The sequence below is a fragment of the Stutzerimonas chloritidismutans AW-1 genome (assembly GCF_000495915.1).
Classification (GTDB): domain Bacteria; phylum Pseudomonadota; class Gammaproteobacteria; order Pseudomonadales; family Pseudomonadaceae; genus Stutzerimonas; species Stutzerimonas chloritidismutans.
In genome coordinates, this window is the sequence record NZ_AOFQ01000033.1 from 1 (window position 1) to 21,502 (window position 21,502).

Genomic DNA, 21,502 nt, shown 5'->3' on the forward strand with positions numbered 1-21,502 from the left:
TCTTTCCACCCTCGGCGATGAATGTGGAAAGTGAGGCTTTCCACTGTGGAAATTGAGAGCGGAAAGTCGCTGTGAGCCGCGTCGTTGCTGGCTTTCATAGTTTCCAACTCCGTAGAAACTGGTGCTCACTATCCACCCTCGCCCCCGAGCGGTGAAAGTCAGTCCTTTCCACAGTGGAAAGAGAAGTGGAAAGTAGCGTTTTCTACGGTGGAAATTGAAGGTAGCAGTGGCTGCCGTTGCGGGGCTGTTGCCGGTTCGCGTCCACTGCGGCAACAACACCTGTTCTGTTTTTTAGTGGATGGCTTCTGTTGTCGTTAGACATCCGCTATGGCAACGCGGCTATTTTCCACCGCATGGGGTGTTTTGTCGTCGGAATGGCCGCTTCGCTGACCTCAGAGTGGACATGAGGTGGTAGCTAGGGTTTTCCGTATCCGGGGCTAACGTGCGGACATCGAACAACCGAAAAGGATCGAAGCATGGAAACGACTTCAACCTTGCTAAAGGCAATTGCCGTTGTGCTTTTTTGCGTAACGGTCGCGGCTCTAGTTGGTTTGCGGTTGGCGCGATATTTAGACAACAAGCGCCTGTCGTCCCGCCCTAGAAAGAGGAGGGAGTAACTGGCAGCGAAGCCCCACTCCGACCACGCGAAAAAAAGGGCGCCAAACGTCCTTGGCTGGGTATCAGTTTACGAACCAGCGGCCAAATTTATAGGTCGCCACGACCGACCCGATCACGCCAATCCACTGCACGATCGCTGACCCACCCATATAGCTAGCCAACTCATTGGAAGCACCGAAGAGCAAGGTAAACATGATCAGGGTCAGCGGAATACTCAGCACCTTCATCAGAACGCTGCCACGCAGTGGGCTTGGCTCTACTACTACATCCCAATGTTCTGATAAGCAGAAGGGACAGCAGCTGGAGATTGGCTTTCCCCCGCCAATTCGCCATCCCCAGCCACCGGCAATGCTTCGGCTAAATATTACTCTTGGAACCATCATCCGCTTGCAGCGGTTACACAAAACGCGGGACATAGGCGGGTCTCCTTTTACTTGATGGAGAAATGCTATCAAGCACTGAACCGAACCCAAGTCCCTATGCGGGGTTATCCAACATTGCGTCTAGATAGGCTGCCCATTTGCCTAGGTCCTCGCGCTTTTCTTTCAGATAGCTGTAACGGTCATAGTGCTTTGCTTGAACTCCGCTCCGGCCATGAGAAAGCAGCCATGCCCTTCGCTGCTCATCAACACCAAGCATCGCCAAATGAGTCTCGATGGTCGCTCGCATCGTGCGCCAAGTGAAGGTGCGAGTCAGGCCCTGTGCCGACAACACAGAGCCAAGCTCGGAAAAAATCTTCTGCACTGTATGCGCGGATACTTTCCGCACACCGTCAAGCGAAAACGGACCCGCGCCAGTCCGAGGCGTCAGTAACGGCGCTAGTACCTCTTCGACCCTTCCAGATATGGGCAAAAGATGATCCCTAGGAGGCGTTCCTTTGCCTCCCTTGTAATCGACCAAGCGGAGAACCGTGCCGTGCTCAGGATCTTCTGACAGGTCAGCCCAAGTTGCGCGCAATAACATCTGCACACGTTGCCCTGCCAGATAAATCATCGCGTTAGCTATTGGCTGACGGCGCCCTGGCAGCGCAGCGACAGCACGAAGCACTTGTCTCAGTTCGTCGCCGTTCAACGCCTCCGTGTTTGCACGCTCCGCACCCTCAATCGTAGGGAGATCGGCAACTGGGTTGTATCTGAGCCCGAATAGGACCGCATCGCCTGCTCTCAAGGGATTCAGATCGTGCTTCAAGCCAAACGAAAACGCAGCACGCAAATAAGCCCGAAGACGATTAGCGGCGGTTAGCTTGCCATTCGTTGCGCTCGCCTGTGTTTTTCGTCGCCCACGCCCTTTGGATGCGGGCTTCCGGTTAATGCAATGGCGCAGGATCTGCGAAATATCTTCTGCCTGGATCTCTTTCGCCTTGGTGCCGGCTAGATCCGGGAATGCATTGATTACATCAAGCTCTAGGGCACGCATTACTCCTCGGGCGCTTGTCTTCCCACGTCGCTCCATGTCCGCTACGTAAGCCAGCAAAAGCTGCTCAAAAGATCCTTGGCGAGCGGCTTGGCTTTCGATCCGTTGCTGCTCGGCCTTCAACCGTCGAACATGATTTTCGTACGTTTCGAGTGTCTGGAAATCACGAGCAGCCGCAGCAACGCGTTCTGCCTCCTGGCGCCAGTACGCTAAGCCTCTAATCTGACCACCAGCGGAGAGCGTTCCAAACTGGCCGAGTTTCTTGCGCTCTTGCCTGCCACCCCGGCGTACCGCTAAGTAAACCTCAATGTCCCCGCTGGGGCGCCGCTCCAGAAGCATCGAACCGGACCCGCGCGCACCGAGCTGTTCGGAGACGGTACGTGTAGGAGTGGCCACCCCATCCTTTAAGATCACACCCGTAGTTGCCCATCTTTTTGTCTGAGCATCGGTTAGTTTGTGCCCCACGAAAGCGCGCTCCTGTTCCATTCAGGTCAACACTTTGCTCAACACTTCGATGCAAATCAATGAAATTATCGGAACGTTCCCGAAAGGCAAAATCATCCTAACTTATTGATTTATATAGAATGTGAAACTTCATGAAAACCCCTGAAATTTCAAAATCAAGGACTTGTAATCAGTAGGTCCCGGGTTCGACTCCTGGTGCCGGCACCACGATTTAAAGGCTCGCAGAAATGCGGGCCTTTATCGTTTTTGCGGTGAACTATCACCGGCTAGCTCCGGATCGGAAGAACACGTTAAAGACAAAAGTGCCGGAACAGGCGGAACCTGACCATGCTTAACGCAGTACTGGCCGGCAAGAAGCGCGGCACCGGTTTGCATAGCCAGCAGATGGCACTAGAGGAGGCCGAGGGGGCTGAGGACGTGCTGACTGCCAGCGTATTTGAGCGCTTGAGCTACTTGCCTGAAAACCTGCTGTCCTTGGTGCTCAGCGATCTGCTGGGCGAACCCTTTGGCCCTCTGCAGCGCATCGACTATTGGCCATCGTGGTACCTGCCAGACGGTACCCGCGTCGAACCTGACGTGCTGTTGCAGGGCAATAGCTCCACGGTGCTGGTGGAAGCCAAGCGGCACGACAATGCGCGCCAGCAACTGGCCACTCAATTGGCTAATGAACTTCTGTCCGGCTGGCAACAAAACGTTCTCTCAGACCCCTGTATCCTGCTCACACTGGGCGGCCTGAACGATTACGGCGAAGCGGGCCGCCAGCGACTGCTGTCGGAGGTGCTGCCCTTTTTGCCCGATGGCAGCGCTAGCCGCTTCAAACTGGTCTGCGCGAGCTGGCAACAGCTGTATCAGGCGCTGGAAACGCACTTGCCGCCCGATTCGCCCCCAGGCTGCCTGCGTCTGTTGGACGATATCGCCAAGTGCTACGCCTGGCATGGCTTACGCACACACCCGATGCGCTGGCTCGCCGATCTGCGGCCAGTCGCACTCAACACCCGCCCCGGCACATTCGCCGCCTGGAGTCTGAAATGACCGCCCCCTTGCAAGACGCCTTGCTGGATGTACGCAAGGCCTATCGCCTGTTGGCCGATTATCAGCAGCGCATGTTCGAGCTGTTGGGCTATATCCGCGAGCAGCTTGGCGCCTCTGCTTACCACCACCAATATGTGTATCCGTTGCCGCAGGGGCTTGATGGGCTGGAGAAACGTGACAACAGCGGTCGGCGCTACCTACCGTTCTATGACCTGTCGGCAATTTGGCTGAAGAACAACGGCCAGGAAGCACCTTGGGACAATCACCGTCCGGGCGATTTGATGTTTGGCGCCTGGGTTCGCAGCGATACAGGGTTCGACCAGTACAGCGGGCAGTTCAGTCCCGAGCCAGTCGAGCAAACCCGCAGCGAGCTGGTGTTATCGGTGGTGGTCTGCGACCTACCCGCCGCCAAACCCTGCGACTGGTATGGCAACGTCTGGAAGGGCATCGGTTACCCCGAGGACGGCGAAGTGAATGCCACTGATTTGCCTGGCTACCGCTGTTTTACCAAGGCGATAGCGCTCGACGATCTGGTAGACAAAGCGGCTATCGAGGCAGCCCTTGATGAGTGGCGCACGCTTGCCAGCCACCGGCTTGGCTTACTCGGAGAGGCTTTCAGCGCTTAGGAAACAGACATGCCACTCATGCGTTCCAGCCCGTCAGGCGCCCGGTTGTGGCATCCATCGCTGATGGATGGCTGACCCTGAGCGCGCTGGCCAAGCAGAAACAACATCGGCTGCTGCAATGGCCGATGGATCATACCGGCCTTGAAGGGCGCGCCCTCTGGCAGGCGAGCCTGCAAGCCAAGCGCCACCGCCAGGTATTCGTCATATGCCAGCTCGACAGGGGCAAAGACCACTGCCACCAGCCGCTGGTAAGGCAAGGCGCTCCGGACGCTCCAGCCAAGCGGCTGTATCTCAACTGTCAGTTGCCCGCCGGCCACACCGTCGAACACCTGCACGTAATCGTCCACCAGCAACGGCACCGGCCCGTTGCCAACCACGCTGGCTTCGAGCAGCTGGTGCGCCGCAAGAAGCTGGCCGGCAGCCGATTGATCGGTCGTAACAATAGTCAGCCGAGTCACGCGCTCCCCGTCTGGCCAGGCCTGGAGGGCCGATACCTCCATCAGCAGCCGTAGGCCGCTTGGCACATCAGGCTCGAGCCGCAGCTCGACCGCCACGGTGCACTCTCTGTGTTTGCGTCCGAAGCAGTGAGTTGTAAAGCGCGGACTGCTCCCCGCCAGGTCAACGACTTTTAGCATGAGCCGTCAACATCCAGCACAAGCAGCCGCTGGGCGAGCATGCCAGCATCGTCCGGCCAGCAAGTGATTGGTCGCGGTCGCAGCGACTGCGGATGTGCGCGGCATGAGACCAATGCACCGAGCTGTGACCATTCGAGATTAGCGATACCGTCGGCAGCGCCTACCAGCGCCCCGGCGATGCAGGCGTTGGTATCGGTGTCTCCTCCTTTCCGGATCGTTTCGTTCAGCGCATGGCCGACGGTGTTGCCGGCCAGCAGATGGTAGAAGGCATTCTGCAGCGCGATGAGCACCCAGCCCATCTGTTGCTGATAGTCGTCAGGCCGCTCGCCCGCTGCGGCAGCCAGCAGCACCTGTTTGACAGCGTCGCCTTCGGCGCTCGGCGGGAGCACCGTCAATGCCGCGTCCAGCATCGCCTGGCGATCCGCACCCGCTACCGCCGCTGCGATCGCTGCTGCGTAGGCCGCGTTCGCCTCCTGGCAGACGCCATGTGGATGGGTGAGCAGTGCATCCTGCCTGGCCCAGCACGCCGCCAGCGACGGACGACCATGAGCGGCAATCCCGATCGGCGCGACCCGCATCAATGCACCGTTAGCCTGGCTGCTTACAGAGGCATGCGCTCGACAGGCCTCGTCAACCGCCAATGCCGGCTGACGAAGCGGCCCAAGCAAGGCCTGGCGGGTGGTGTTGCCTACATCGAAGGGCTCGGAGCGAAGCCAGGCCACATAGCGCTGCGCGACGTCCGTTGCGCTAAAGCCGCCCTGCTCCACCAATGATCTCGCCAGCGTTAGCGCAAGCTCCCCATCGTCAGTGGGTTGCCCAGCCTGAATCTTCCAAGTGCCGCCGTCTTCCATCGTCAGGGCCTCGGACGCAAAACGCTCGGCGATCTCGGCCGCGCTCATGAACTCGACCTGCGCGCCCAGATTGTCGCCGATGAGCATCGCCGCCAGGCAACCAAATGCGCGCTGAAGCCGCTGGACTGGAGGAAACACCGGCGACATCGGCAGGCTGCGCTGCGCCTCGTTGCATTCCTCGAGGGCCTGGCTCCAGGGGCGGCCGGCAAGGGCGGCACAGGCCGCTGCGGCACCGCCGAAACAGCGGATGCACACCAGGTTCATGTTTCGATAACCCAGCGGTCGTCCGCTCTGGTGGAGCAGCACGCCACCCGCTCCGATCAGCAGCGCATGCCCGGCAGCCACGTCATGTGCCGACAGGCTGGTCAACGATACCGCCGCCACGCCATCGCCAGCAGCCGCTCGGGCCAGCCGATAGGCAATGCTCGGCATGGCGACGAAACGGGCCGGTGCGCATAGGCGAATATTGGCGTGAGGTTTACGGGCGGCAGCCGCACTCAGCCAGACGATCTCTCCCGCCTCGAGTCGTGAGCCGGACAGATCAACCGGATGCGCGGTGTCGTTGCGCAGTAGGTGCGGCAGGCCTTCGGCCCAGGCTATGCAGTCTCTGCCCCGATCTGGGCTGATTGGCGCGTAGACAACTCCGAGCACCGGCTGCCCGTCGCGCAACAGGGCCACGGAGATGGCGCTGCCCGGCAAGCCGAGCAGGAAATCCCGCGTCCCATCGTGCGGGTCCACCACCCAGCAAAATCGCTGGCCGGTGAGCCTTTGGCAGGTTTCCTCACCCCAGAAGTCGACGTCCAGCAGACCGATCAGCTGTTTATGAAGCAGCCGTTCGATTTCCTCATCCACCGCAGCCTTGTCGCCACTGCCACGCGGCCCACCCTCGCGCTCCCATTCGCGGAGGATTAGTTCACCCGCTGCCTCAACCGCTACCTGTACGGGCCGCAGCAGACTGGCAATATCGATCGCATCCATCATCATTCTTTCTCCATTTCGTCAGTCACCAGCCCCTCGCGACTCATGCGATAGTTGCGCCAGAAATCGCCCATGAGGTTGCCGGGGTCCGGCATTTCCAGGCGCGGCTCGTCGAGGTAGAAACGCGCCAGCCGGTCGGCAGCCAGGGGCTGGCCGTGGCCGGCCGCACACATCAACCAGTACAGGCCGTTGGCTTCGTCCCGGATGCTGGAATCGGAGCCCAGCAGAAGATCACCGAGGGCGAACATCGCTTCGCAATGACCGCCTTCGGCAGCGGTTCGAAAGCACTGATAGGCGCGCTGCAGGTCCGCAGCGACCCTGCACGGTGCCGGCAAATACTCCTCATCCGAGCCTACGTAAACCTGTCCTATCTCATAGCAGGCGTCGAGCGAGCCGCGCTCTGCAGCCCGCTGGTAGTAAGCCAGCGCCTTGCGCTCGTTCACCGCCACGCCCTTGCCATACCAATGGACATAGCCAAGGTTAAGCAGCGCTTCTAGCGAACCGTATCGCGCCGCTGCAATGAATAATCCGCGAGCCAGCCACTCGTCCCGCTGGCCTACCAGCCAGAGACAACCCAGTTCATTGAGCGCCTCGGCTGATGCGTCAGGCGCAGCAGCGCGCTCGTGCAATTCGGCATAACGCTGCTGCTCGGCAAGCGTTGCGCTTTGGCCGCGCCAATGGGCCAGGGCTAGCGACAGGATCGGCAACATGGAACCTCCAGCCATCGAGTTGATGGCCGGATTGTCATCGCGACGACCGACAACTCCTGTCGCACCCCACCGTATGCGGGACCGCCGCAGCCGCAGGACATCGCGACATAACCCGTCGCAGGGATCTTGCACAGTAAGCAGGACTTCACCGATGAGGGTTCCGTATGAAGACCTACCAAGTATCCATGCGCCGCGTTGTCGCCTCCGCAGGCCCGCGCGCCAGCTTTATCATGACAGTCCAGGCAACGAGTTCGGCGATGGCGAAGGTCACCGCCGAAGCGCAGTATCCGGGCTATCAGTGCATGAACGGGCCTGTGCCGGTTCGCTAGCGGTTACGAGAAGCTGCCGAGGCCCTGAGCCAGTGCCAAACAGACTCTGGCTCAAGGGCGCGGTAGGTGGTAGGCGTCGTTAGAGTGCCTCAGCCAGATCCACTGCTTCCTGCAGCACCGGTCCGATATCGATCGTCCCCGCTGCCAGGCATTCAGGCGAAAGGATCCAGCTCCTACGCGGCTGCCGCAGCAAAACGCCCAGTTCGACAAGCACAGCCGCCAGCGCACTGGTATGCGGCGGACTGCCCTTGCCCAACGTCGCCCTGAAATAAGCTACTCCAATCCCTGCCGGCGATGCGCCGGTCGGAACATGCTGGGCGGAATTGGCTAGTGGAAATGGATTGCTGCCAAAATGCTTCCTAAGCCATTCGAGCGTGGCGTTGACGTGCTCGAGGAGAAATATTCGTCCGTCCTTGAGTACGATTCGATCAGGCTCGATCCGGTAATGGAACTGCTTGCCTTGGGCTGCGGTGTAGCATTCGTTCCAGACCGAAGTCGACGCCTCGGCGGAGCTGGCTTGTGTTAGCGGTCCCTGAGCCACGACTTGCCGAGCGAGCGGCTGCGGGGGCAAGTCGTACCCCAGCATGAAAAGCGCCGCTTCGAGCCGCCGCAGGCTATCAACTGGGCCCGGCTGAGCGAAACGGCTACCGCGGTCACGGTTCAACGCTTCGACCAGTACCCAGCTGGCCTTCAGATTCCACTCGGCATGCATCGGGCCGGACTGCAGCCTTGGAAAGCGCAGGCCTTCTATCGCGGGGTTGCGGTTTTTTGGGCTCGCTGCACTCAAGCCCTCCTTAGCAGGTGCCCACGGAAACGCAAGTGGCGCAGGCACTGCGGCTAACGCTTGGGCTCGACAATACTTTGCGACCAGCCAGCCCAGCGCAGCGGCAACGCGGCTGTCATAGATGATCAGGTCCTTGGCCAGTAGCGAGTAAACCTTGGTCATCCCGGCATTGAAGCGTAGCTGCGTATCCAGTAGCACACCGGCCAGCTCGCCTGCATCCAAGGCCGCGGTAACAGCCTCGAGTGTATCGGCGAGAGACTCGGCATTCTCCTGCAGCCAGCGGATATTGCCATTCTGGACGCCTCCCCAGACCATCACCTGACAGGCCGCGCTGCAGGTCGCCTGCGCATCGCCGCGGGCGAGAGCTTTGCGCAGGGCGTCCCGCAAAGTCCGAAGCACCTGGTCGTTGTCGGCCAGCGTCTCGCCTGCCGGTATGCCAAACGCGCCCCGGGATGGCCAGCGATACTGCTCGAAGGCATCTTCAAGGCCTGCAAACTGCCATTGCCGGGCCGAACGCCGCTCCACAAAACAATGACTAAGGTTCCCGTCATCGGTCAGATGGGGAACAAGCCATTCGATGAACTGTTGCACGTCGCGCTGAGCTAGGTATTGACTGCGATTCATAGGGTTCCTTGTAGGGGATGCGTCCGGCTGATTTTCCATATCCGCACGACAACTTATGTCGCACGGCACCTTGTAACGCGTAAGAGCGGGGAAGAATCCACAGGCTCGGCTACATCGTCGAGGTAGAAGCTGGCCATGCTTCGCATGATTTGGCGAACCTGAGATCGGAGGCTCGGAGGCTCGAGCACTTCGACCGTGGCGCCATGGCTGAGAATCCACCACAGCAGCCCCTGGCTATAGGCAATGCTGCACTCAAGCAGGTGCCAACCATCACCCAGGGAGCTGAATACCTGCTCGCGCGTCAGCGGTGTTTCGCTCTCATCCAGCCGCCGGCGCAATCGGTCATTGATGCGTAATTTGAGTGTTATCGGTTCAGGCTCGACCAAGATTCGTTGCACATGATGCCGGAGCTCAAAACCCTGTGGCACCTTGCTCAGACGGCTTTCCAGGGGCCGAACCTTGCGAAACCGATGCAACGGTAAACAGCGAATTCGATCAGGGTTGCCGGAGTGGCATACCAGATAAATGCTTGAATCCTGGTAGGAAAGACCGAGGGGATGCAGCTCGTAATCACGCTCTTCTTGCCGATTGCTGGCGAAATAACGTACCGCCAGCTGATAGCCTCCAAGCAAAGCAAGCTGGATCTGCTCAAGAATTTGCAGATCAATCACAGCCTGATGCAGCTGAACGTGCTGAGTGCCGGTTACCAGCTTGCCGAGCCAGCGGCCCTCCTGAGGTGCTAACCGGGTAAGCAGGCGTTTGGATCGTTCGTAGTGCTCACGCAGATCATTAAGTGCAGCCAGTGGAAGCAGATGGCTTGCTTGCTCGTACAGCATGACGATACCCAGCGCCACCCGTGCCGACTTGAGATCAGCGCTGGAAAGCTTAGTGTCGTTCGAGCGGACGGGCATCAGCGCCTCCGCGTTACGGACGAGCTGCCATCGCGGCGCACCGTGTTCCGGATTTTTCTGCGGTTCAGCGCGCTTGCACTTGCGCAAGAAATTCAGATCACGCTGCACCGTTTTGATCGTCAGCTCAGTGTCCAGCTCGTCAAATAGGCGGGCATGGATCTGAGGGGCCGTCAGCCCTTTCTTTCCTGCATCGCGGATCCACCCGGCAATGGTATCGCGGCGTTCGGAAATCTTTGCCGGGCGCGGCCTGCCCTCGTCTTCGTACATGCTCGTCTCCCTTCCAGCAGGGCAGACATCATAATGACATCAGCCTCGGGAAACGTAGCGTAAAAAAGCCTGAGCAAGGCATTTCCCAGCAGCTTTTCAGTGGACGCGGAACGTAAGAAAAGGTCTGGCTAAGTCGCTGATGTTTAGATTAAAGCTAAATACCTTGTAATCAGTGGTTCGGGTTCGAATCCACGATTTGAAGGCTCGCAGAAATGCGGGCCTTTTTCGTTTTAGGCTGAGCTCGCAATACTCCGGCGACCAATTCAGCCGAGCAGCTTGCGAGGAGATGCCGCAGATGCACGTAGCGACGCGCATCTGCGGCATCGGCCAAGCTCGGTGGCGGTCAAGGTGCAACCCGTCGTACAAGACGCGCCGCCAGTGCGCCTATGGATGCCAGGGTCGCCAGCACGACCACGCCATTCCAGCCCCATTGTCCAAGCGCCAGGCTGCCCAGTCCCGCGCCGGTCGCCATCCCTACGAAAACACCGGTGAACAGCACGGCATTCAAGCGACTGCGCGCCGGCGGGTCGATGCCGTAGACGATGGTCTGATGAGCGACCAAGGTCGCCTGGATGCCGAAATCGAAGCCGATGGCGGCCACCACGATCACGCCCAACTGGATCTCCGGCGGCACCACTCCGACCAAGCCGAGGGCAGCGAAGGATGCGGCAGTCAGGGCCGCGCCCAGGCGTGTCACGCGCTCCGGTCCGCGGCGATCGGCCAGGCGACCGGCCAAGGGTGCGGCGAGTGCGCCAGCGGCACCTGCCAGGCCAAACGCGCCGGCCGCGGCGCTACCGAGTCCGAAATCCGCATGCAGCATAACGGCGAGCGTCGACCAGAATGCACTGAAGGCAACGGACAACAGGCCCTGGGAAACGGCCGCGCGGCGCAGGGACGAATGTAGCGACCAGAGTTTGAGCATGGAGCCGAGCAAGGCGCCGTAGCCCAGCGACGTGGTCGGGGAGAACCGTGGCAACCCGCGCCAGGCGGCGAGCCCGATCAAGCCAATCGAGCCAGCCGCGAGCGCATAAACGGCACGCCAGCCGAGTTGCTCGGCGATCAGGCCGCTCATGACCCGCGAGAGCAGAATGCCCAGCAGCAGGCCGGTCATGACCGTGCCCACGACCCTGCCGCGTTGCGATTCGGGCGCCAGGGTCGCGGCCGCTGGAACGATGTCCTGTGCCAGGGTCGCGGCAAGCCCGATCACCAGGCTCGCAGCGAGCAATGTACCGACGCCCGGCGCGATGCTGCTGAGCAGCAGAGCCAGCATGAGCAGCACCGCCTTCGCCAGAATGATTCCGCGCCGGTCATAACGGTCACCCAGCGGCGCCAGGAGCAGAATGCCGAGCGCATAGCCAAGCTGCGTCAGCATCGGAACCATGCCGACAGCGCCTTCGCTGGCCTGGATCTCCGCACCGAGCACACCGAGGATCGGCTGGCTGTAATAGAGCGTCGCGACGCTGAAGCCGGCGCCTGATGCCAGGAGCAGAACAAGCCCAGGCGAGAGCAGACCCGAGCTGTTGGCGAGCGCCGGGGATGAATATGAGGAAGTCATGAGAAGGGTCCTGGTCCGAACAGTGTCTGGTCATTCTCCATGCGCATGATCGACTGCTGTAGTAGGCTCATCTGCAGATCCGTTATGCGAGACACGTATGAACGACTACTCGACGGCAGGCATCGATCGCATCGATCTCTTGCGCACGTTCATCAGAATCGTCGATGCCGGCAGTCTCTCGGCGGCGGCGGCGCAACTGGGCACCACCCAACCCACGGTCAGCCGCCGGCTGCAGGCGCTGGAGCGGTCGCTCGGCCTGCAACTGCTCAATCGCTCGACCCACCGCATGCAGCTCACCGGTGATGGTGAGCGTTGCTACGGTTTCGCCCGACAGGTCCTCGAAAGCTGGAGCGAGATGGAAGCCGAGCTGCTCGGCGCGCGTGACGACCCGCGCGGCACGCTTCGGGTGCAGGTCCCGCACGCGTTCGGCCAGGACCAGTTGATCGCTCCGCTCGGCAAGTACCTGTCGCGCTACCCGAACGTCAGCGTCGAATGGGTATTGCATGATCGCTCGCCCAACTTCACGGCCGAGGGAATCGATTGCGCCATCCAGGTGGGCGTCATCGAGGACCCGTCCGTCATTGCCATCCGCCTCGGCGAAGTGCCGCGCATTGTGGTGACCCATCCGTCGCTGGCTGGCGACGGCCCTCTGCCGAGCACCACCGAGCAACTCCAGCGTCTGCCCTGGTTGGCCCTGCGGACCTACTACACCGACGAGGTCGTACTGACCTGCCAGGCGGACGGGCGCTCGCATCGCTTCGCGATCCAGCCACGCATGAGCACGGACAGCCTCTACGCCCTGCGCAGTGCGGCACTGGCAGGGCTTGGCGCGTGCGTCAGCTCCGCCTGGGTGGTTGCGCAGGACATCGAAGAAGGCCGGCTGATTCAGCTCGTGCCGCAGTGGCGAGCAGCTCCCCTGCCCGTCTACCTCATCTACCCGCACGCGCGCAGCTATCCCGCCAAGCTGCGCCTGTTCGCCGAAATCATCCGAACGGACATGCCCAACCTCGTCGGCATGACCTCACCGGGCATCGACGCGCTGCAACCGGCTGGCGTCGGCGCACGGACGGCTGCCCCCTGAGTTTCTACCACCGGCATTGCCTGGTTGGACCGAGCGTGTAGAATCCCGCGCCCCGAAATTCAGGAGACAGTACGGTGGTGATTCACTATTCCGCGCCCAATGGGAATGTCGCATGCGGGCGCACCGGCTCAAGCCTCAACAGTTCCGGCGATGCTGCTCAGGTTTCCTGCAAGCTGTGCCTGCGCAGCGTGGAAAAGGCTGTGAGCGAGCCTGTACGCAAGACACCGAGCCTCGCCGAACTGAGGGCTGCCGCGAAGGCGGCGAAGACCACGGCGGGGGCACCTGCAGCCGTGGCGAAGACGGCAACGACGGCCCCCACAGCGGCAGCGAAAACTGCAGCGAGTGCGCCCGCAGCGCCGGTAAAGACCGCCCCGACTGCGCCCGCAACGACAGCGAAGCCGGCTTCAGTCCTGTCCGCACGCGCCGAATGGCAGAAGCGCCTGGAGCAGCTGCCGGGGCGCAATCGCCTGCCCCGTGGCGTAGCGCGGCAGGCGTTCATCTAGCCCGCAGAACGGCGCTGCCGGTCAGTCCTGCCGAATGCGCAGGACTGGCCAGGTTTCAGACCAGCCCTTCGCGGCCAGGCGCTCCAGATAGACCTGTCGCTTGCCGGCACGAAAGGCCGCCGTGGGTCGGACGATCAGATCGAACAGATCGTCCAGCCCCAGCAGGGCCGCCACCTCGATCTCCTCCAGCGCTCCCAACCTCACTCCGACTGCAGTGGCCGTTTCCGGCCAGTGGGTCATCGCGTCCGCTGCCGACCGGTAGGGCTGATCCGCGTTGTGCAAGTGCATGCGGGCCTGGTTCTTCACCGACCAGTTGAGCGAGCCGTCCGAGCGCCGCAGTGCCGCCTCGAGCCCGGTATCCAGCGACTTGTCGGGCCGGTCGGGGTCGAACCAGATGACATCGATATCCGCAGGCAGCGGGCTGCTGTCACGTCCATGCAGGTGATCCCACACCGCACTGCGCACGAAACCTGCAGCCACCCAGCAATCCGGCAGGGCGAGCGCCTTCACAAGATCGAGCACCCGCATGCGCAGCGGGTCGGCCGTGATGATGGCGCGCAATCGGGCGTGCGTGTGCATGAGATGCTCCGCGAGGGCTGGCCGCACAGGCTATCAGCCTGCACGCCGCCAGTGCGCGACTCGGTGAACCGCCCCGGCCGACGCCCCTCTAAACCCGCATCAAGTCAGAGGAGGCACGCATGGACAACTATCACATCAACGCCACCGATAACGGTTGGGAACTGCGCAAGCAGGGGGCGACCCGCGCTTCGAAGACCGCTGCGACCAAGGATGAGATGCTGCAGGTGACCGCAACCTTCCTCGAAGGCAAAACGGCCTCGGTGAAGATTCACAAGAAGGACGGCACCATCCAGGAGGAGCGCACCTACCCGCGCAGTGCCGACCCGCGGCGCAGCGAGGGCTGAGCGTCGAACCAGTCCAGGCAGAGCCCGTAGGCAGAAGCGACTTGGCCTCGGCCGACAACTGCCGCACCCTGTGGGCAGTCGCCCTATTCAACGAGGCTCCCGATGCGTATCACCCTGTTCAGCAGCAAGCCCTACGACCGTGACAGCTTCCGGGCCGCCAATCAGGCACATGGCTTCGAGCTGCAATTCCTCGAATCGCGCCTCGATCCCGACACCGTGGCGCTGGCCGCGGGCGCTGAGGTGGTCTGCCCGTTCGTCAATGACGTGCTGTCGGCGCCCGTGCTGGAGAGGCTCGCCGCTGGAGGCACGCGGCTGATCGCCCTGCGTTCGGCCGGCTACAACCACGTCGATCTGCCCTGTTCCCAGCGCCTCGGCCTGCCGGTAGTACGGGTGCCGGCCTATTCGCCGCACGCGGTGGCCGAGCACACCGTGGCGCTGATCCTGGCACTCAACCGGCGCCTGCCACGGGCCTACAACCGTACCCGCGAGGGCAATTTCTCGCTGCAGGGGCTGACCGGTTTCGATCTGGTGGGCAAGCGCGTCGGCGTGGTCGGCAGCGGACAGATCGGCGCTGTGTTCGCGCGGATCATGCTCGGTTTCGGCTGCGAGGTGCAGCTCTATGACCCCTACCCCAACCCGGAACTGGAGCGCCTCGGCATGCGTTATGTGGCGCTCGACGAGCTGCTCGCCAGCAGTGATATCGTCAGCCTGCACTGCCCGCTGACCGAGCAGACCCGTCACCTGATCAACCAGCAGAGCCTGGCGACCATGAAGCCGCGCGCCATGCTGATCAACACCGGCCGTGGCGCGCTGATCGACACGCCAGCACTGATCGGCGCGCTGAAGAGCGGTCAGCTCGGCTACCTGGGCCTGGACGTCTACGAGGAAGAGGCCGGACTGTTCTTCGAGGACCACTCCGGCCTGCCGCTGCAGGACGATGTGCTGGCGCGGCTGCTGTCGTTTCCCAACGTCATCGTCACCGCGCACCAGGCATTTCTCACCGACGAGGCGCTGGCTGCGATCGCCGGCACCACGCTGGGCAATGTCGCTGCCTGGCAGGCCGGGCAGATCAGCAATCAGGTCAGCGGCTAGCGGCCTGTGCGGTGGGTTGGTTGAGGCAAGTTCGGATGAGCAGCAACACAGTATCGGGGCCATGGGCGCCGAAATTGACCAACTGAACTTGGCAAAGGCCACTAACGGGCTGGTTGTTCGTCGAGCTGGCGCAGCCGCGCCTCGAGCAGGTCCGGGAAGCGCTTGAACCAGGTCTGGTTCAACGGCGAGGGGTGCGGCAGCGGGTGCAGGGTGAAGGCTCGGGCCCGCCCCTGCTCGTCCTGCAGTTCGACGCCGAGGCTGGCGATGAAGCGATCTTCACGCTGCCAGAAGTCTTCCAGGCGCTGGCGCGCCTCACGCGGCTGGTCGATGCCGAACCAGAGGAACGCCTCGCGCCCGAGGGTGATGATGTGCCGCCCGCGCCAGTTGTCCACCAGCAACTGGCGCATCAGCGGATGGAAGCGGCGCTTGACTGCCATCGACCAGGCCTTGTTGCCGACCGGCTTGTACGGCACGGTGTTGATCCAGAAGTAGTGCCGCCCCAGCGCCCGCCCCGCCTCGAAATCCGGCATCTGCTCGCCATGCAGGTGGCGATAGAGCACGCGGCGGACGATCTGCCCGCCAGAGCCGATGAAGGGCTCGCCATGGCGGACCTCCTCGCGGCCTGGGTCACGACCGAAAAAGCAGAGCGGCGCATCGGCGTCGCCAAGCCCGATGATTGGCTCCCGTGGATCACGCTCGAATGCCTGGTAGACCGGCAGATCGATGCCATCGGTGTGCGCGGCGAGGTCGCGTAGCGCCTGACGGAGTTGAGTGGGCAGCGCCATGACCGGTGCCTCAGAGGTCGCTTTCGTCGACCAGCTCGACTGCGGCGGCTTTCAGCGCATAGGCGGCATCGGCCAGATCGTTGCTGACCGGCTCGATCTGCAGGCGACCGTCGACCCACAGCGGGGCGTAGATATCCTCAAGGGCGATGCCCTTGGGGTAGCGCACCAGCACGATCTGGTTCGGCGGCGGCGGCGGTACGTGGATGCAGGCGCCCGGATAGGGCACCAGGAAGAATTCGGTGCTGCGCCCGCGCGCGTCGCTCTCCAGCGGCACCGGATAGCCGCCCAGACGGATCTCGCGGCCATTCAGTTCGGCGACGGTCTTGGCCGAGTACATCACCGCCGGCAGCCCGGCGTCCTGCTTCAGCCCGCCCTGATCGCTGAAGCCGGCATCTTCCGGCGTCGAGTGGTCGATTTCGGGCATTTCCTCCAGCGCCTGGCGGTCCTCGGGCGGCATCAGCTCGAGCCAGTCGAGTTCGGGCGGCGTGGCCTGGGCGTGGGAAACAAGTGCGAGAAAGCAGAGCAGCGAGAGGACGAATGTGCGCATAAGGCAACTACATGAGAGAGAACGGGGCCACTGGGCGCGGCCCCCGGTGGATCAATGTTTGCGGCTGGTAACCATGCCATAGATGACCAGCAGGATGATCGCACCGACCACCGCGCCGATAAAGCCCGCACCTTCGCCCGCCTGGTACAGGCCGAGCGCCTGGCCGCCATAGGTCGCCAGCAGCGAGCCGCCGATACCGAGCAGGATGGTCATGATCCAGCCCATGCTGTCGTCGCCGGGCTTGAGGAAACGCGCGATGAGGCCAACGATGAGGCCGATGATGATGGTGCCGATGATGCCCATGGATAAGCTCCTGAGGTCCGAAAGGTGGGTAACCAATCGGACCCGAGGGCTCTGTCACCGTTCGCCGAAGCCTGACGGCCGGGCTTCAGGAATGCGGGATCAGCGTCTCTACGGCGGTGATCTGCCGGTCGAGGGTGGCGCGATCGGGGCAGCGCAGGGTGGCGTGGCCAACCTTGCGTCCGACCTTGAAGGCCTTGCCGTAGTGATGCAGATGGCAATCCTCGATGGCGATGACCTTTTCCACCGGCGGCACTTCACCAATGAAGTTGAGCATGGCGCTCTCGCCCAGCTTGGCGGTCGAGCCCAGCGGCAGACCGGCGACGGCACGCAGGTGGTTCTCGAACTGGCTGCACTCGGCGCCTTCGATGGTCCAGTGCCCGGAGTTGTGCACGCGCGGGGCGATCTCGTTGGCCTTCAGGCCGCCATCGACCTCGAAGAACTCGAAGGCCAGCACGCCGACATAGTCGAGCTGCTTGAGCACGCGACCGACGTAGTCCTCGGCCAGCGCCTGCAGCGGATGGTTGCTGCTGGCCACCGACAGCCGCAGGATGCCGCTCTCGTGGCTGTTGTGTACCAGCGGATAGAAACAGGTCTCGCCATCACGCCCGCGCACGGCGATCAGCGAGACTTCGCCGGTGAACGGCACGAAGCCCTCGAGGATGCACGGCACGCTGCCCAGTTCGGCGAAGGCATTGCTCACATCAGCCGGCTTGCGCAGCAGCTTCTGACCTTTGCCGTCGTAACCCAGGGTGCGGGTCTTGAGTACCGCCGGCAGGCCGATGCTGGCCACCGCGGCGTCTAGATCGGCCTGGGACTGGATGTCGGCGAAGTCCGGGGTGGGAATGCCGAGGTCCTTGAACATGGATTTTTCGAACCAGCGATCTCGGGCGATGCGCAGCGATTCGGCACTCGGGTAGACCGGCACGAACTGCGAGAGGAAGGCCACCGTCTCGGCCGGCACGCTCTCGAACTCGAAGGTCACCAGATCCACCTCGTCAGCCAGCCGGCGCAGGTGGTCCTTGTCGTCGTAGTCGGCGCGGATGTGCTCGCCGAGGGCCTGGGCGCAGGCGTCCGGCGCCGGGTCGAGGAAGGCGAAGCTCATGCCCAGCGGAGTGCCCGCCAGGGCCAGCATGCGGCCCAGCTGGCCGCCACCGATCACACCAATTTTCATATCAACGGCCCTTCAGTAGGCGGCAGATCGAGCGCGCGCGTCGCGCGGCGCAGGAAAGCAAGTTTATACCCGCCAGCGGGCGGCGCCGCGCCGGCATGGTCGGCTCAGACGCGTGGGTCCGGGCTGTCCAGAACGGTCTGGGTCTGCTCGTCGCGGAATTTCTTCAGTGCCTGGTGATACTCGGGAAACTCGTGACCGAGGATGCTCGCCGACAGCAGCGCGGCGTTGATCGCGCCGGCCTTGCCGATGGCCAGGGTGGCGACCGGCACGCCCGCCGGCATCTGCACGATGGACAGCAGCGAATCGACGCCGGAGAGCATCGAGGACTGCACCGGCACGCCGAGCACCGGCAGGTGCGTCTTGGCGGCGCACATGCCCGGCAGATGGGCGGCACCGCCGGCGCCGGCGATGATCACGCGTAACCCGCGGGCTTCGGCCTGTTCGGCGTACTGGAAGAGCAGGTCCGGGGTGCGATGGGCGGACACCACCGTCACTTCATGGGGGATGCCCAGCTTTTCCAGCATGTCGGCGGTGTGGCTCAGGGTGGACCAGTCGGACTTGGAGCCCATGATCACGCCTACCAGTGCGCTCATCGTCGTGCCTCTCATTGGGCGCCCGCGGGCGCGTCAAGAACAACAAACCACGCAAAAGAGCGTGGCCTGGACAGTCGCGGACCGACCTTGGCCGCCCGCGCGAAAGCCGCGCAGTATAGCGCAAGGCGTGACCAGCCAGTACCCCGCGCTACTGCAGCGCAGCAGGCGCCAGGCGTGGCAGTTCGATCCAAAAACGGCTGCCGACGCCAGGTTCGCTGTGCAGTCCCAGCTGACCGTTCATCAGGCGGGCGAACTCCAGGCACAGCGACAGCCCTATGCCGGTGCCCTGGATCATGCTGTTCTCGCGCCCGAGCCGCTGGAAGGGTTCGAACACCTGCGCCTGCTGCGCGGGCTCGATGCCCAATCCCGTATCCTCGACCAACAGCCGAACATGCCCCGGGCTGGTTTCGGTACGTAAGCTGATGTGGCCATCGGGAACGTTGTACTTCATCGCGTTGGACAGCAGGTTGAGCAGCACCTGGCGCAACCGACGCGGCTCGGCAAGCACCTGCAGTGGCTCATCCGGCAACTGCAATTGCAGATGCAGGCCGCGTTGCTGAACCTCGAGCGAGACCAGTTCGGCGCACTCGCGCATCAGTTTGCAGACGTCCACCGCCTGCAGTTCGAGCTGCGCCGGTTCGTTCTGCAGGCTGGACCACTCGAGAATCTCGCCCAGCAGCTGGTTGAGATGGCGACTGGCAAGCAGGATCTCGTCGAGGTATTCCGCCGCCTCGGATTGGCTCTCGTCGTCGCAGTCCATGCGCATTAGCTGGGCGAAACCGAGAATCGCATTGAGCGGCGTGCGCAGTTCATGGCTGATACCTGAGAGCAGCCGACCCTTCGCTTCGCTGGCAGCCTGGGCCTGCAGGGTCGCCGCGCGTAGTTCTTCCTCGACCCGCTTCAGCGCGTCGATATCCACATGAGTACCGGCGAGTATCTTCGCCACGCCGGTATCCGGATCATGTTCAAGCACACGCCCGCGGCTGAGCAGCCAGTGGTAGTGGCCCTGGGTATCGGCGAAGCGGTATTCGGCCTCGTAGCGCTGCTGCAGCCCGCGGCTGACGCGTTCGATCTGCGCCAGCGCCTGCGGCAAGTCGTCGGGGTGGATACGGCGACGGAACTCGCTATCGCTGAGCTGCCCCGACGGCAGGCCGAAGCGCGTCCCCATACCGCCGCGTATACGCAGCCGGTGGTTGGGCATGTCATATTCCCAGAGGCTCTCGGTTGCGCTTTCCAGCACCAGTTCCAGTCGCCGTTGCGCCTCCCAGCGCTCGGATTCGCTATAGGCCAGGCGGCTACCGATGTCCTGGGTGTGACGGCACATTTCGTCCAGCTCGCGGATCTGCGACTCGGCCGGCTGCGGCTGCCAGCGGCCGACGCCAATCTCGCCGAGCATCCGCGAGATGCCGGCGATGGGCGTCAGCAGCGCGCCGCTGAGCTGGCGTGCGCGCAGCCACATGAGGGCGAAGAAACCGATATAGAACAGCACCAACCCGGCGATCAGCAGATAGCCGATCTGCTGATAACGGCTCCCCCGGGCATTGGTCTGGCGGCCAGGGCATTGGTCTGGCGAAATACCGCGGCCTCATCGACCACCGCCAGCAGGTGCCAGCCGGTCTGCGCCACAGTGGTCCAGGCCACCAGCTGCGGCCGGCCGCCAAGCATCACCTGCTGTACGCCGCTGCTGGCCCCGGAGATCGCCGCGGCGAGCTCAGCGGTTTCCGGGCGGCGATCGAGCTGGAAATCCTCCGGTTTGAACACCTCGCGGCGGATGGCATCCAGATAGGAATGCTCGGTCAGCTCGGCCAGGCCGAAATCCGCTTCGCCAGGTTCGGGCAGCGCCATGATCGACAGATCATCGCTGACCAGCATGGCGTAGCCACCCCAGGGCACCTGCACCTGGCCGATCTGCTCGAGGATGCCGCTGACGGTGATGTCGATGCCGACCACGCCTTCGAGAAAATCGCCGTGGTACACCGGCGCGGTCGCCGACATCATCCAGCCGTGCCCGGCCGGGTCGAGGTAGACATCGGTCCACACTACGCCGCGCGACGGGTTGTGCTTGGCGTCTGCCAGGTAATAGAAGTTGTACTTGGGGATATCCATGTCCGCCGGGTACTGATCGAGCGTGAAGAACCACGGATAGATATGGTTGAAGCTATCCCAACTGTTGAAGTAGAGGCTGGCGACCAGCGGGTTGCGCGCTTCGATCTCCTTCATCAGCGGCTCCAGCTGCCGCAGCCTGGCGATCTTCTGCAGGTCATGCCGCTCGGGGGCAGTGGCGTTGGAATAGAACACGGCGGCACCGCCGTCATCGCTGGGGCTGTAGCGCACCCCGTCGTCGCTCAGCGCTAGATTGGGCGTCTGCTGCGGCGCTTCACTCTGCAGCGTCTGCGCGGTGAGATTGCGATACAACTGGGTCAGGGAGCTGACCTGGCTGAGCTGCTCGCTGATCAGACGCGACTCAAGACTTACCGCCGCCTGCAGGTCGTTGAGCGCGGTTTCGCGCAGATGCTCGACCTGGGCGTCGCGAATGGCGTTGTTGGTCAGCAGATAGATCGCGATCAACGCGGTCTCCACCAGCACCAGTGGGATGAGCGCGCTGCGCACGAAGGCCCGCCAGATCCATTGACGCAGGCCGTTTGGCTTTGAGGTGGGCACGATGGGCTCCAGCGGCCGCGCAAGGCGAATAATCAGCAGTAGGCG

Annotated in this window: 21 protein-coding genes and 1 pseudogene; 7 read left to right on the forward strand and 15 right to left on the reverse strand. The window is 62.7% G+C overall.

Translation table 11 applies throughout. From position 1 onward, the window contains the following. Positions 1-680: 680 nt before the first annotated feature. Positions 681-1,034 carry a hypothetical protein gene (locus F753_RS49555; protein WP_128709940.1) on the reverse strand — a complete coding sequence of 118 codons (354 nt, stop codon included), beginning with the start codon at positions 1,032-1,034 and terminating at the stop codon, positions 681-683. 61 nt (positions 1,035-1,095) lie between these two features. Further along, positions 1,096-2,517: a tyrosine-type recombinase/integrase gene (locus F753_RS36815; protein WP_023445429.1), complete on the reverse strand. Its 1,422-nt coding sequence runs from the start codon at positions 2,515-2,517 to the stop codon at positions 1,096-1,098. 306 nt (positions 2,518-2,823) lie between these two features. Between F753_RS36815 and F753_RS36820 the strand changes: the two genes are divergently transcribed. Together F753_RS36820 and F753_RS36825 are read left to right on the forward strand one after the other, a co-directional pair. After that, complete coding sequence (locus tag F753_RS36820) at positions 2,824-3,528, forward strand: hypothetical protein (protein ID WP_023445430.1); 705 nt, start codon at positions 2,824-2,826, stop codon at positions 3,526-3,528. After that, complete coding sequence (locus F753_RS36825) at positions 3,525-4,154, forward strand: hypothetical protein (RefSeq protein ID WP_023445431.1); 630 nt, start codon at positions 3,525-3,527, stop codon at positions 4,152-4,154. Before F753_RS36820 ends, F753_RS36825 begins: the two co-directional genes overlap by 4 nt. Here the strand turns inward: F753_RS36825 and F753_RS36830 are convergent. The 3 genes from F753_RS36830 to F753_RS0124940 form a co-directional block, all read right to left on the reverse strand. Next, positions 4,151-4,708, reverse strand: coding sequence for a hypothetical protein (locus F753_RS36830; protein ID WP_023445432.1), 558 nt, complete (start codon positions 4,706-4,708; stop codon positions 4,151-4,153). The genes F753_RS36825 and F753_RS36830 overlap by 4 nt on opposite strands. Positions 4,709-4,782: 74 nt before the next feature. Beyond that, positions 4,783-6,624, reverse strand: a complete 1,842-nt coding sequence (locus F753_RS50245; protein ID WP_023445433.1) for an inositol monophosphatase family protein — start codon at positions 6,622-6,624, stop codon at positions 4,783-4,785. Then, complete coding sequence (locus F753_RS0124940; protein WP_023445434.1) at positions 6,621-7,328, reverse strand: tetratricopeptide repeat protein; 708 nt, start codon at positions 7,326-7,328, stop codon at positions 6,621-6,623. Before F753_RS0124940 ends, F753_RS50245 begins: the two co-directional genes overlap by 4 nt. A gap of 164 nt (positions 7,329-7,492) precedes the next feature. On the opposite strand from F753_RS0124940, the gene F753_RS49730 reads away from it, so the two are divergent. After that, on the forward strand, positions 7,493-7,657 hold the full coding sequence (locus F753_RS49730) for a hypothetical protein (protein ID WP_023445435.1): 165 nt from the start codon (positions 7,493-7,495) through the stop codon (positions 7,655-7,657). A 79-nt stretch (positions 7,658-7,736) separates the two neighbouring features. Here the strand turns inward: F753_RS49730 and F753_RS49845 are convergent, their stop codons facing one another. The 3 genes from F753_RS49845 to F753_RS36840 all read right to left on the reverse strand — a co-directional run bounded on the left by F753_RS49845 (position 7,737) and on the right by F753_RS36840 (position 11,798). Continuing rightward, positions 7,737-9,065, reverse strand: coding sequence for a hypothetical protein (locus F753_RS49845; protein ID WP_023445436.1), 1,329 nt, complete (start codon positions 9,063-9,065; stop codon positions 7,737-7,739). 53 nt (positions 9,066-9,118) lie between these two features. Next, positions 9,119-10,243 carry a helix-turn-helix transcriptional regulator gene (locus F753_RS48800; RefSeq protein ID WP_023445437.1) on the reverse strand — a complete coding sequence of 375 codons (1,125 nt, stop codon included), beginning with the start codon at positions 10,241-10,243 and terminating at the stop codon, positions 9,119-9,121. A gap of 343 nt (positions 10,244-10,586) precedes the next feature. Next, entirely contained in the window at positions 10,587-11,798 is a 1,212-nt protein-coding gene (locus F753_RS36840) for an MFS transporter (RefSeq protein WP_023445438.1), read from the reverse strand. A gap of 97 nt (positions 11,799-11,895) precedes the next feature. On the opposite strand from F753_RS36840, the gene F753_RS36845 reads away from it, so the two are divergent. Together F753_RS36845 and F753_RS50010 are read left to right on the forward strand one after the other, a co-directional pair. After that, positions 11,896-12,879 carry a LysR family transcriptional regulator gene (locus F753_RS36845; RefSeq protein ID WP_023445439.1) on the forward strand — a complete coding sequence of 328 codons (984 nt, stop codon included), beginning with the start codon at positions 11,896-11,898 and terminating at the stop codon, positions 12,877-12,879. A 74-nt stretch (positions 12,880-12,953) separates the two neighbouring features. Continuing rightward, positions 12,954-13,382, forward strand: coding sequence for a hypothetical protein (locus F753_RS50010; protein ID WP_014822003.1), 429 nt, complete (start codon positions 12,954-12,956; stop codon positions 13,380-13,382). Between the two features lie 21 nt (positions 13,383-13,403). Here F753_RS50010 and F753_RS36855 read toward each other — a convergent pair whose 3' ends face one another. Beyond that, positions 13,404-13,961 carry a nucleotidyltransferase family protein gene (locus tag F753_RS36855; protein WP_014822004.1) on the reverse strand — a complete coding sequence of 186 codons (558 nt, stop codon included), beginning with the start codon at positions 13,959-13,961 and terminating at the stop codon, positions 13,404-13,406. Positions 13,962-14,080: 119 nt separating this feature from the next. Between F753_RS36855 and F753_RS36860 the strand changes: the two genes are divergently transcribed. Together F753_RS36860 and F753_RS36865 are read left to right on the forward strand one after the other, a co-directional pair. Then, positions 14,081-14,305: a DUF2188 domain-containing protein gene (locus F753_RS36860; protein ID WP_023445441.1), complete on the forward strand. Its 225-nt coding sequence runs from the start codon at positions 14,081-14,083 to the stop codon at positions 14,303-14,305. A 102-nt stretch (positions 14,306-14,407) separates the two neighbouring features. Further along, the gene (locus F753_RS36865; RefSeq protein ID WP_023445442.1) at positions 14,408-15,397 is read left to right on the forward strand and encodes a 2-hydroxyacid dehydrogenase; all 990 of its coding nucleotides are present in this window, start codon (positions 14,408-14,410) and stop codon (positions 15,395-15,397) included. Between the two features lie 101 nt (positions 15,398-15,498). On the opposite strand, the gene F753_RS36870 is transcribed toward F753_RS36865, so the two are convergent. The 6 genes and pseudogenes from F753_RS36870 to F753_RS36895 all read right to left on the reverse strand — a co-directional run bounded on the left by F753_RS36870 (position 15,499) and on the right by F753_RS36895 (position 21,457). After that, a complete protein-coding gene (locus tag F753_RS36870) occupies positions 15,499-16,182 on the reverse strand; it encodes a uracil-DNA glycosylase family protein (RefSeq protein ID WP_023445443.1) in 684 nt (227 codons plus the stop codon). Between the two features lie 10 nt (positions 16,183-16,192). Then, positions 16,193-16,729, reverse strand: coding sequence for a DUF3299 domain-containing protein (locus F753_RS36875; protein ID WP_023445444.1), 537 nt, complete (start codon positions 16,727-16,729; stop codon positions 16,193-16,195). Positions 16,730-16,780: 51 nt separating this feature from the next. Continuing rightward, the gene (locus F753_RS36880) at positions 16,781-17,032 is read right to left on the reverse strand and encodes a GlsB/YeaQ/YmgE family stress response membrane protein (protein ID WP_003297756.1); all 252 of its coding nucleotides are present in this window, start codon (positions 17,030-17,032) and stop codon (positions 16,781-16,783) included. Between the two features lie 85 nt (positions 17,033-17,117). Continuing rightward, positions 17,118-18,203: a 5-(carboxyamino)imidazole ribonucleotide synthase gene (locus F753_RS36885; protein WP_023445445.1), complete on the reverse strand. Its 1,086-nt coding sequence runs from the start codon at positions 18,201-18,203 to the stop codon at positions 17,118-17,120. A gap of 104 nt (positions 18,204-18,307) precedes the next feature. Continuing rightward, a complete protein-coding gene (gene purE, locus F753_RS36890; protein WP_014822018.1) occupies positions 18,308-18,796 on the reverse strand; it encodes a 5-(carboxyamino)imidazole ribonucleotide mutase in 489 nt (162 codons plus the stop codon). A 148-nt stretch (positions 18,797-18,944) separates the two neighbouring features. Continuing rightward, positions 18,945-21,457, reverse strand: a pseudogene (locus F753_RS36895) (sensor histidine kinase). Positions 21,458-21,502 lie beyond the last annotated feature (45 nt).

What these genes read in the sequence shown, in the direction of transcription:
- F753_RS49555 (WP_128709940.1), bottom strand. Translation starts at nt 1,034, where the DNA reads ATGTCCCGCGTTTTGTGTAACCGCTGCAAGCGGATGATGGTTCCAAGA.
- F753_RS36815 (WP_023445429.1), bottom strand. Translation starts at nt 2,517, where the DNA reads ATGGAACAGGAGCGCGCTTTCGTGGGGCACAAACTAACCGATGCTCAG.
- F753_RS36820 (WP_023445430.1), top strand. Translation starts at nt 2,824, where the DNA reads ATGCTTAACGCAGTACTGGCCGGCAAGAAGCGCGGCACCGGTTTGCAT.
- F753_RS36825 (WP_023445431.1), top strand. Translation starts at nt 3,525, where the DNA reads ATGACCGCCCCCTTGCAAGACGCCTTGCTGGATGTACGCAAGGCCTAT.
- F753_RS50245 (WP_023445433.1), bottom strand. Translation starts at nt 6,624, where the DNA reads ATGATGATGGATGCGATCGATATTGCCAGTCTGCTGCGGCCCGTACAG.
- F753_RS0124940 (WP_023445434.1), bottom strand. Translation starts at nt 7,328, where the DNA reads ATGTTGCCGATCCTGTCGCTAGCCCTGGCCCATTGGCGCGGCCAAAGC.
- F753_RS49730 (WP_023445435.1), top strand. Translation starts at nt 7,493, where the DNA reads ATGAAGACCTACCAAGTATCCATGCGCCGCGTTGTCGCCTCCGCAGGC.
- F753_RS49845 (WP_023445436.1), bottom strand. Translation starts at nt 9,065, where the DNA reads ATGAATCGCAGTCAATACCTAGCTCAGCGCGACGTGCAACAGTTCATC.
- F753_RS48800 (WP_023445437.1), bottom strand. Translation starts at nt 10,243, where the DNA reads ATGTACGAAGACGAGGGCAGGCCGCGCCCGGCAAAGATTTCCGAACGC.
- F753_RS36840 (WP_023445438.1), bottom strand. Translation starts at nt 11,798, where the DNA reads ATGACTTCCTCATATTCATCCCCGGCGCTCGCCAACAGCTCGGGTCTG.
- F753_RS36845 (WP_023445439.1), top strand. Translation starts at nt 11,896, where the DNA reads ATGAACGACTACTCGACGGCAGGCATCGATCGCATCGATCTCTTGCGC.
- F753_RS36855 (WP_014822004.1), bottom strand. Translation starts at nt 13,961, where the DNA reads ATGCACACGCACGCCCGATTGCGCGCCATCATCACGGCCGACCCGCTG.
- F753_RS36860 (WP_023445441.1), top strand. Translation starts at nt 14,081, where the DNA reads ATGGACAACTATCACATCAACGCCACCGATAACGGTTGGGAACTGCGC.
- F753_RS36865 (WP_023445442.1), top strand. Translation starts at nt 14,408, where the DNA reads ATGCGTATCACCCTGTTCAGCAGCAAGCCCTACGACCGTGACAGCTTC.
- F753_RS36870 (WP_023445443.1), bottom strand. Translation starts at nt 16,182, where the DNA reads ATGGCGCTGCCCACTCAACTCCGTCAGGCGCTACGCGACCTCGCCGCG.
- F753_RS36875 (WP_023445444.1), bottom strand. Translation starts at nt 16,729, where the DNA reads ATGCGCACATTCGTCCTCTCGCTGCTCTGCTTTCTCGCACTTGTTTCC.
- F753_RS36880 (WP_003297756.1), bottom strand. Translation starts at nt 17,032, where the DNA reads ATGGGCATCATCGGCACCATCATCATCGGCCTCATCGTTGGCCTCATC.
- F753_RS36885 (WP_023445445.1), bottom strand. Translation starts at nt 18,203, where the DNA reads ATGAAAATTGGTGTGATCGGTGGCGGCCAGCTGGGCCGCATGCTGGCC.
- purE (WP_014822018.1), bottom strand. Translation starts at nt 18,796, where the DNA reads ATGAGCGCACTGGTAGGCGTGATCATGGGCTCCAAGTCCGACTGGTCC.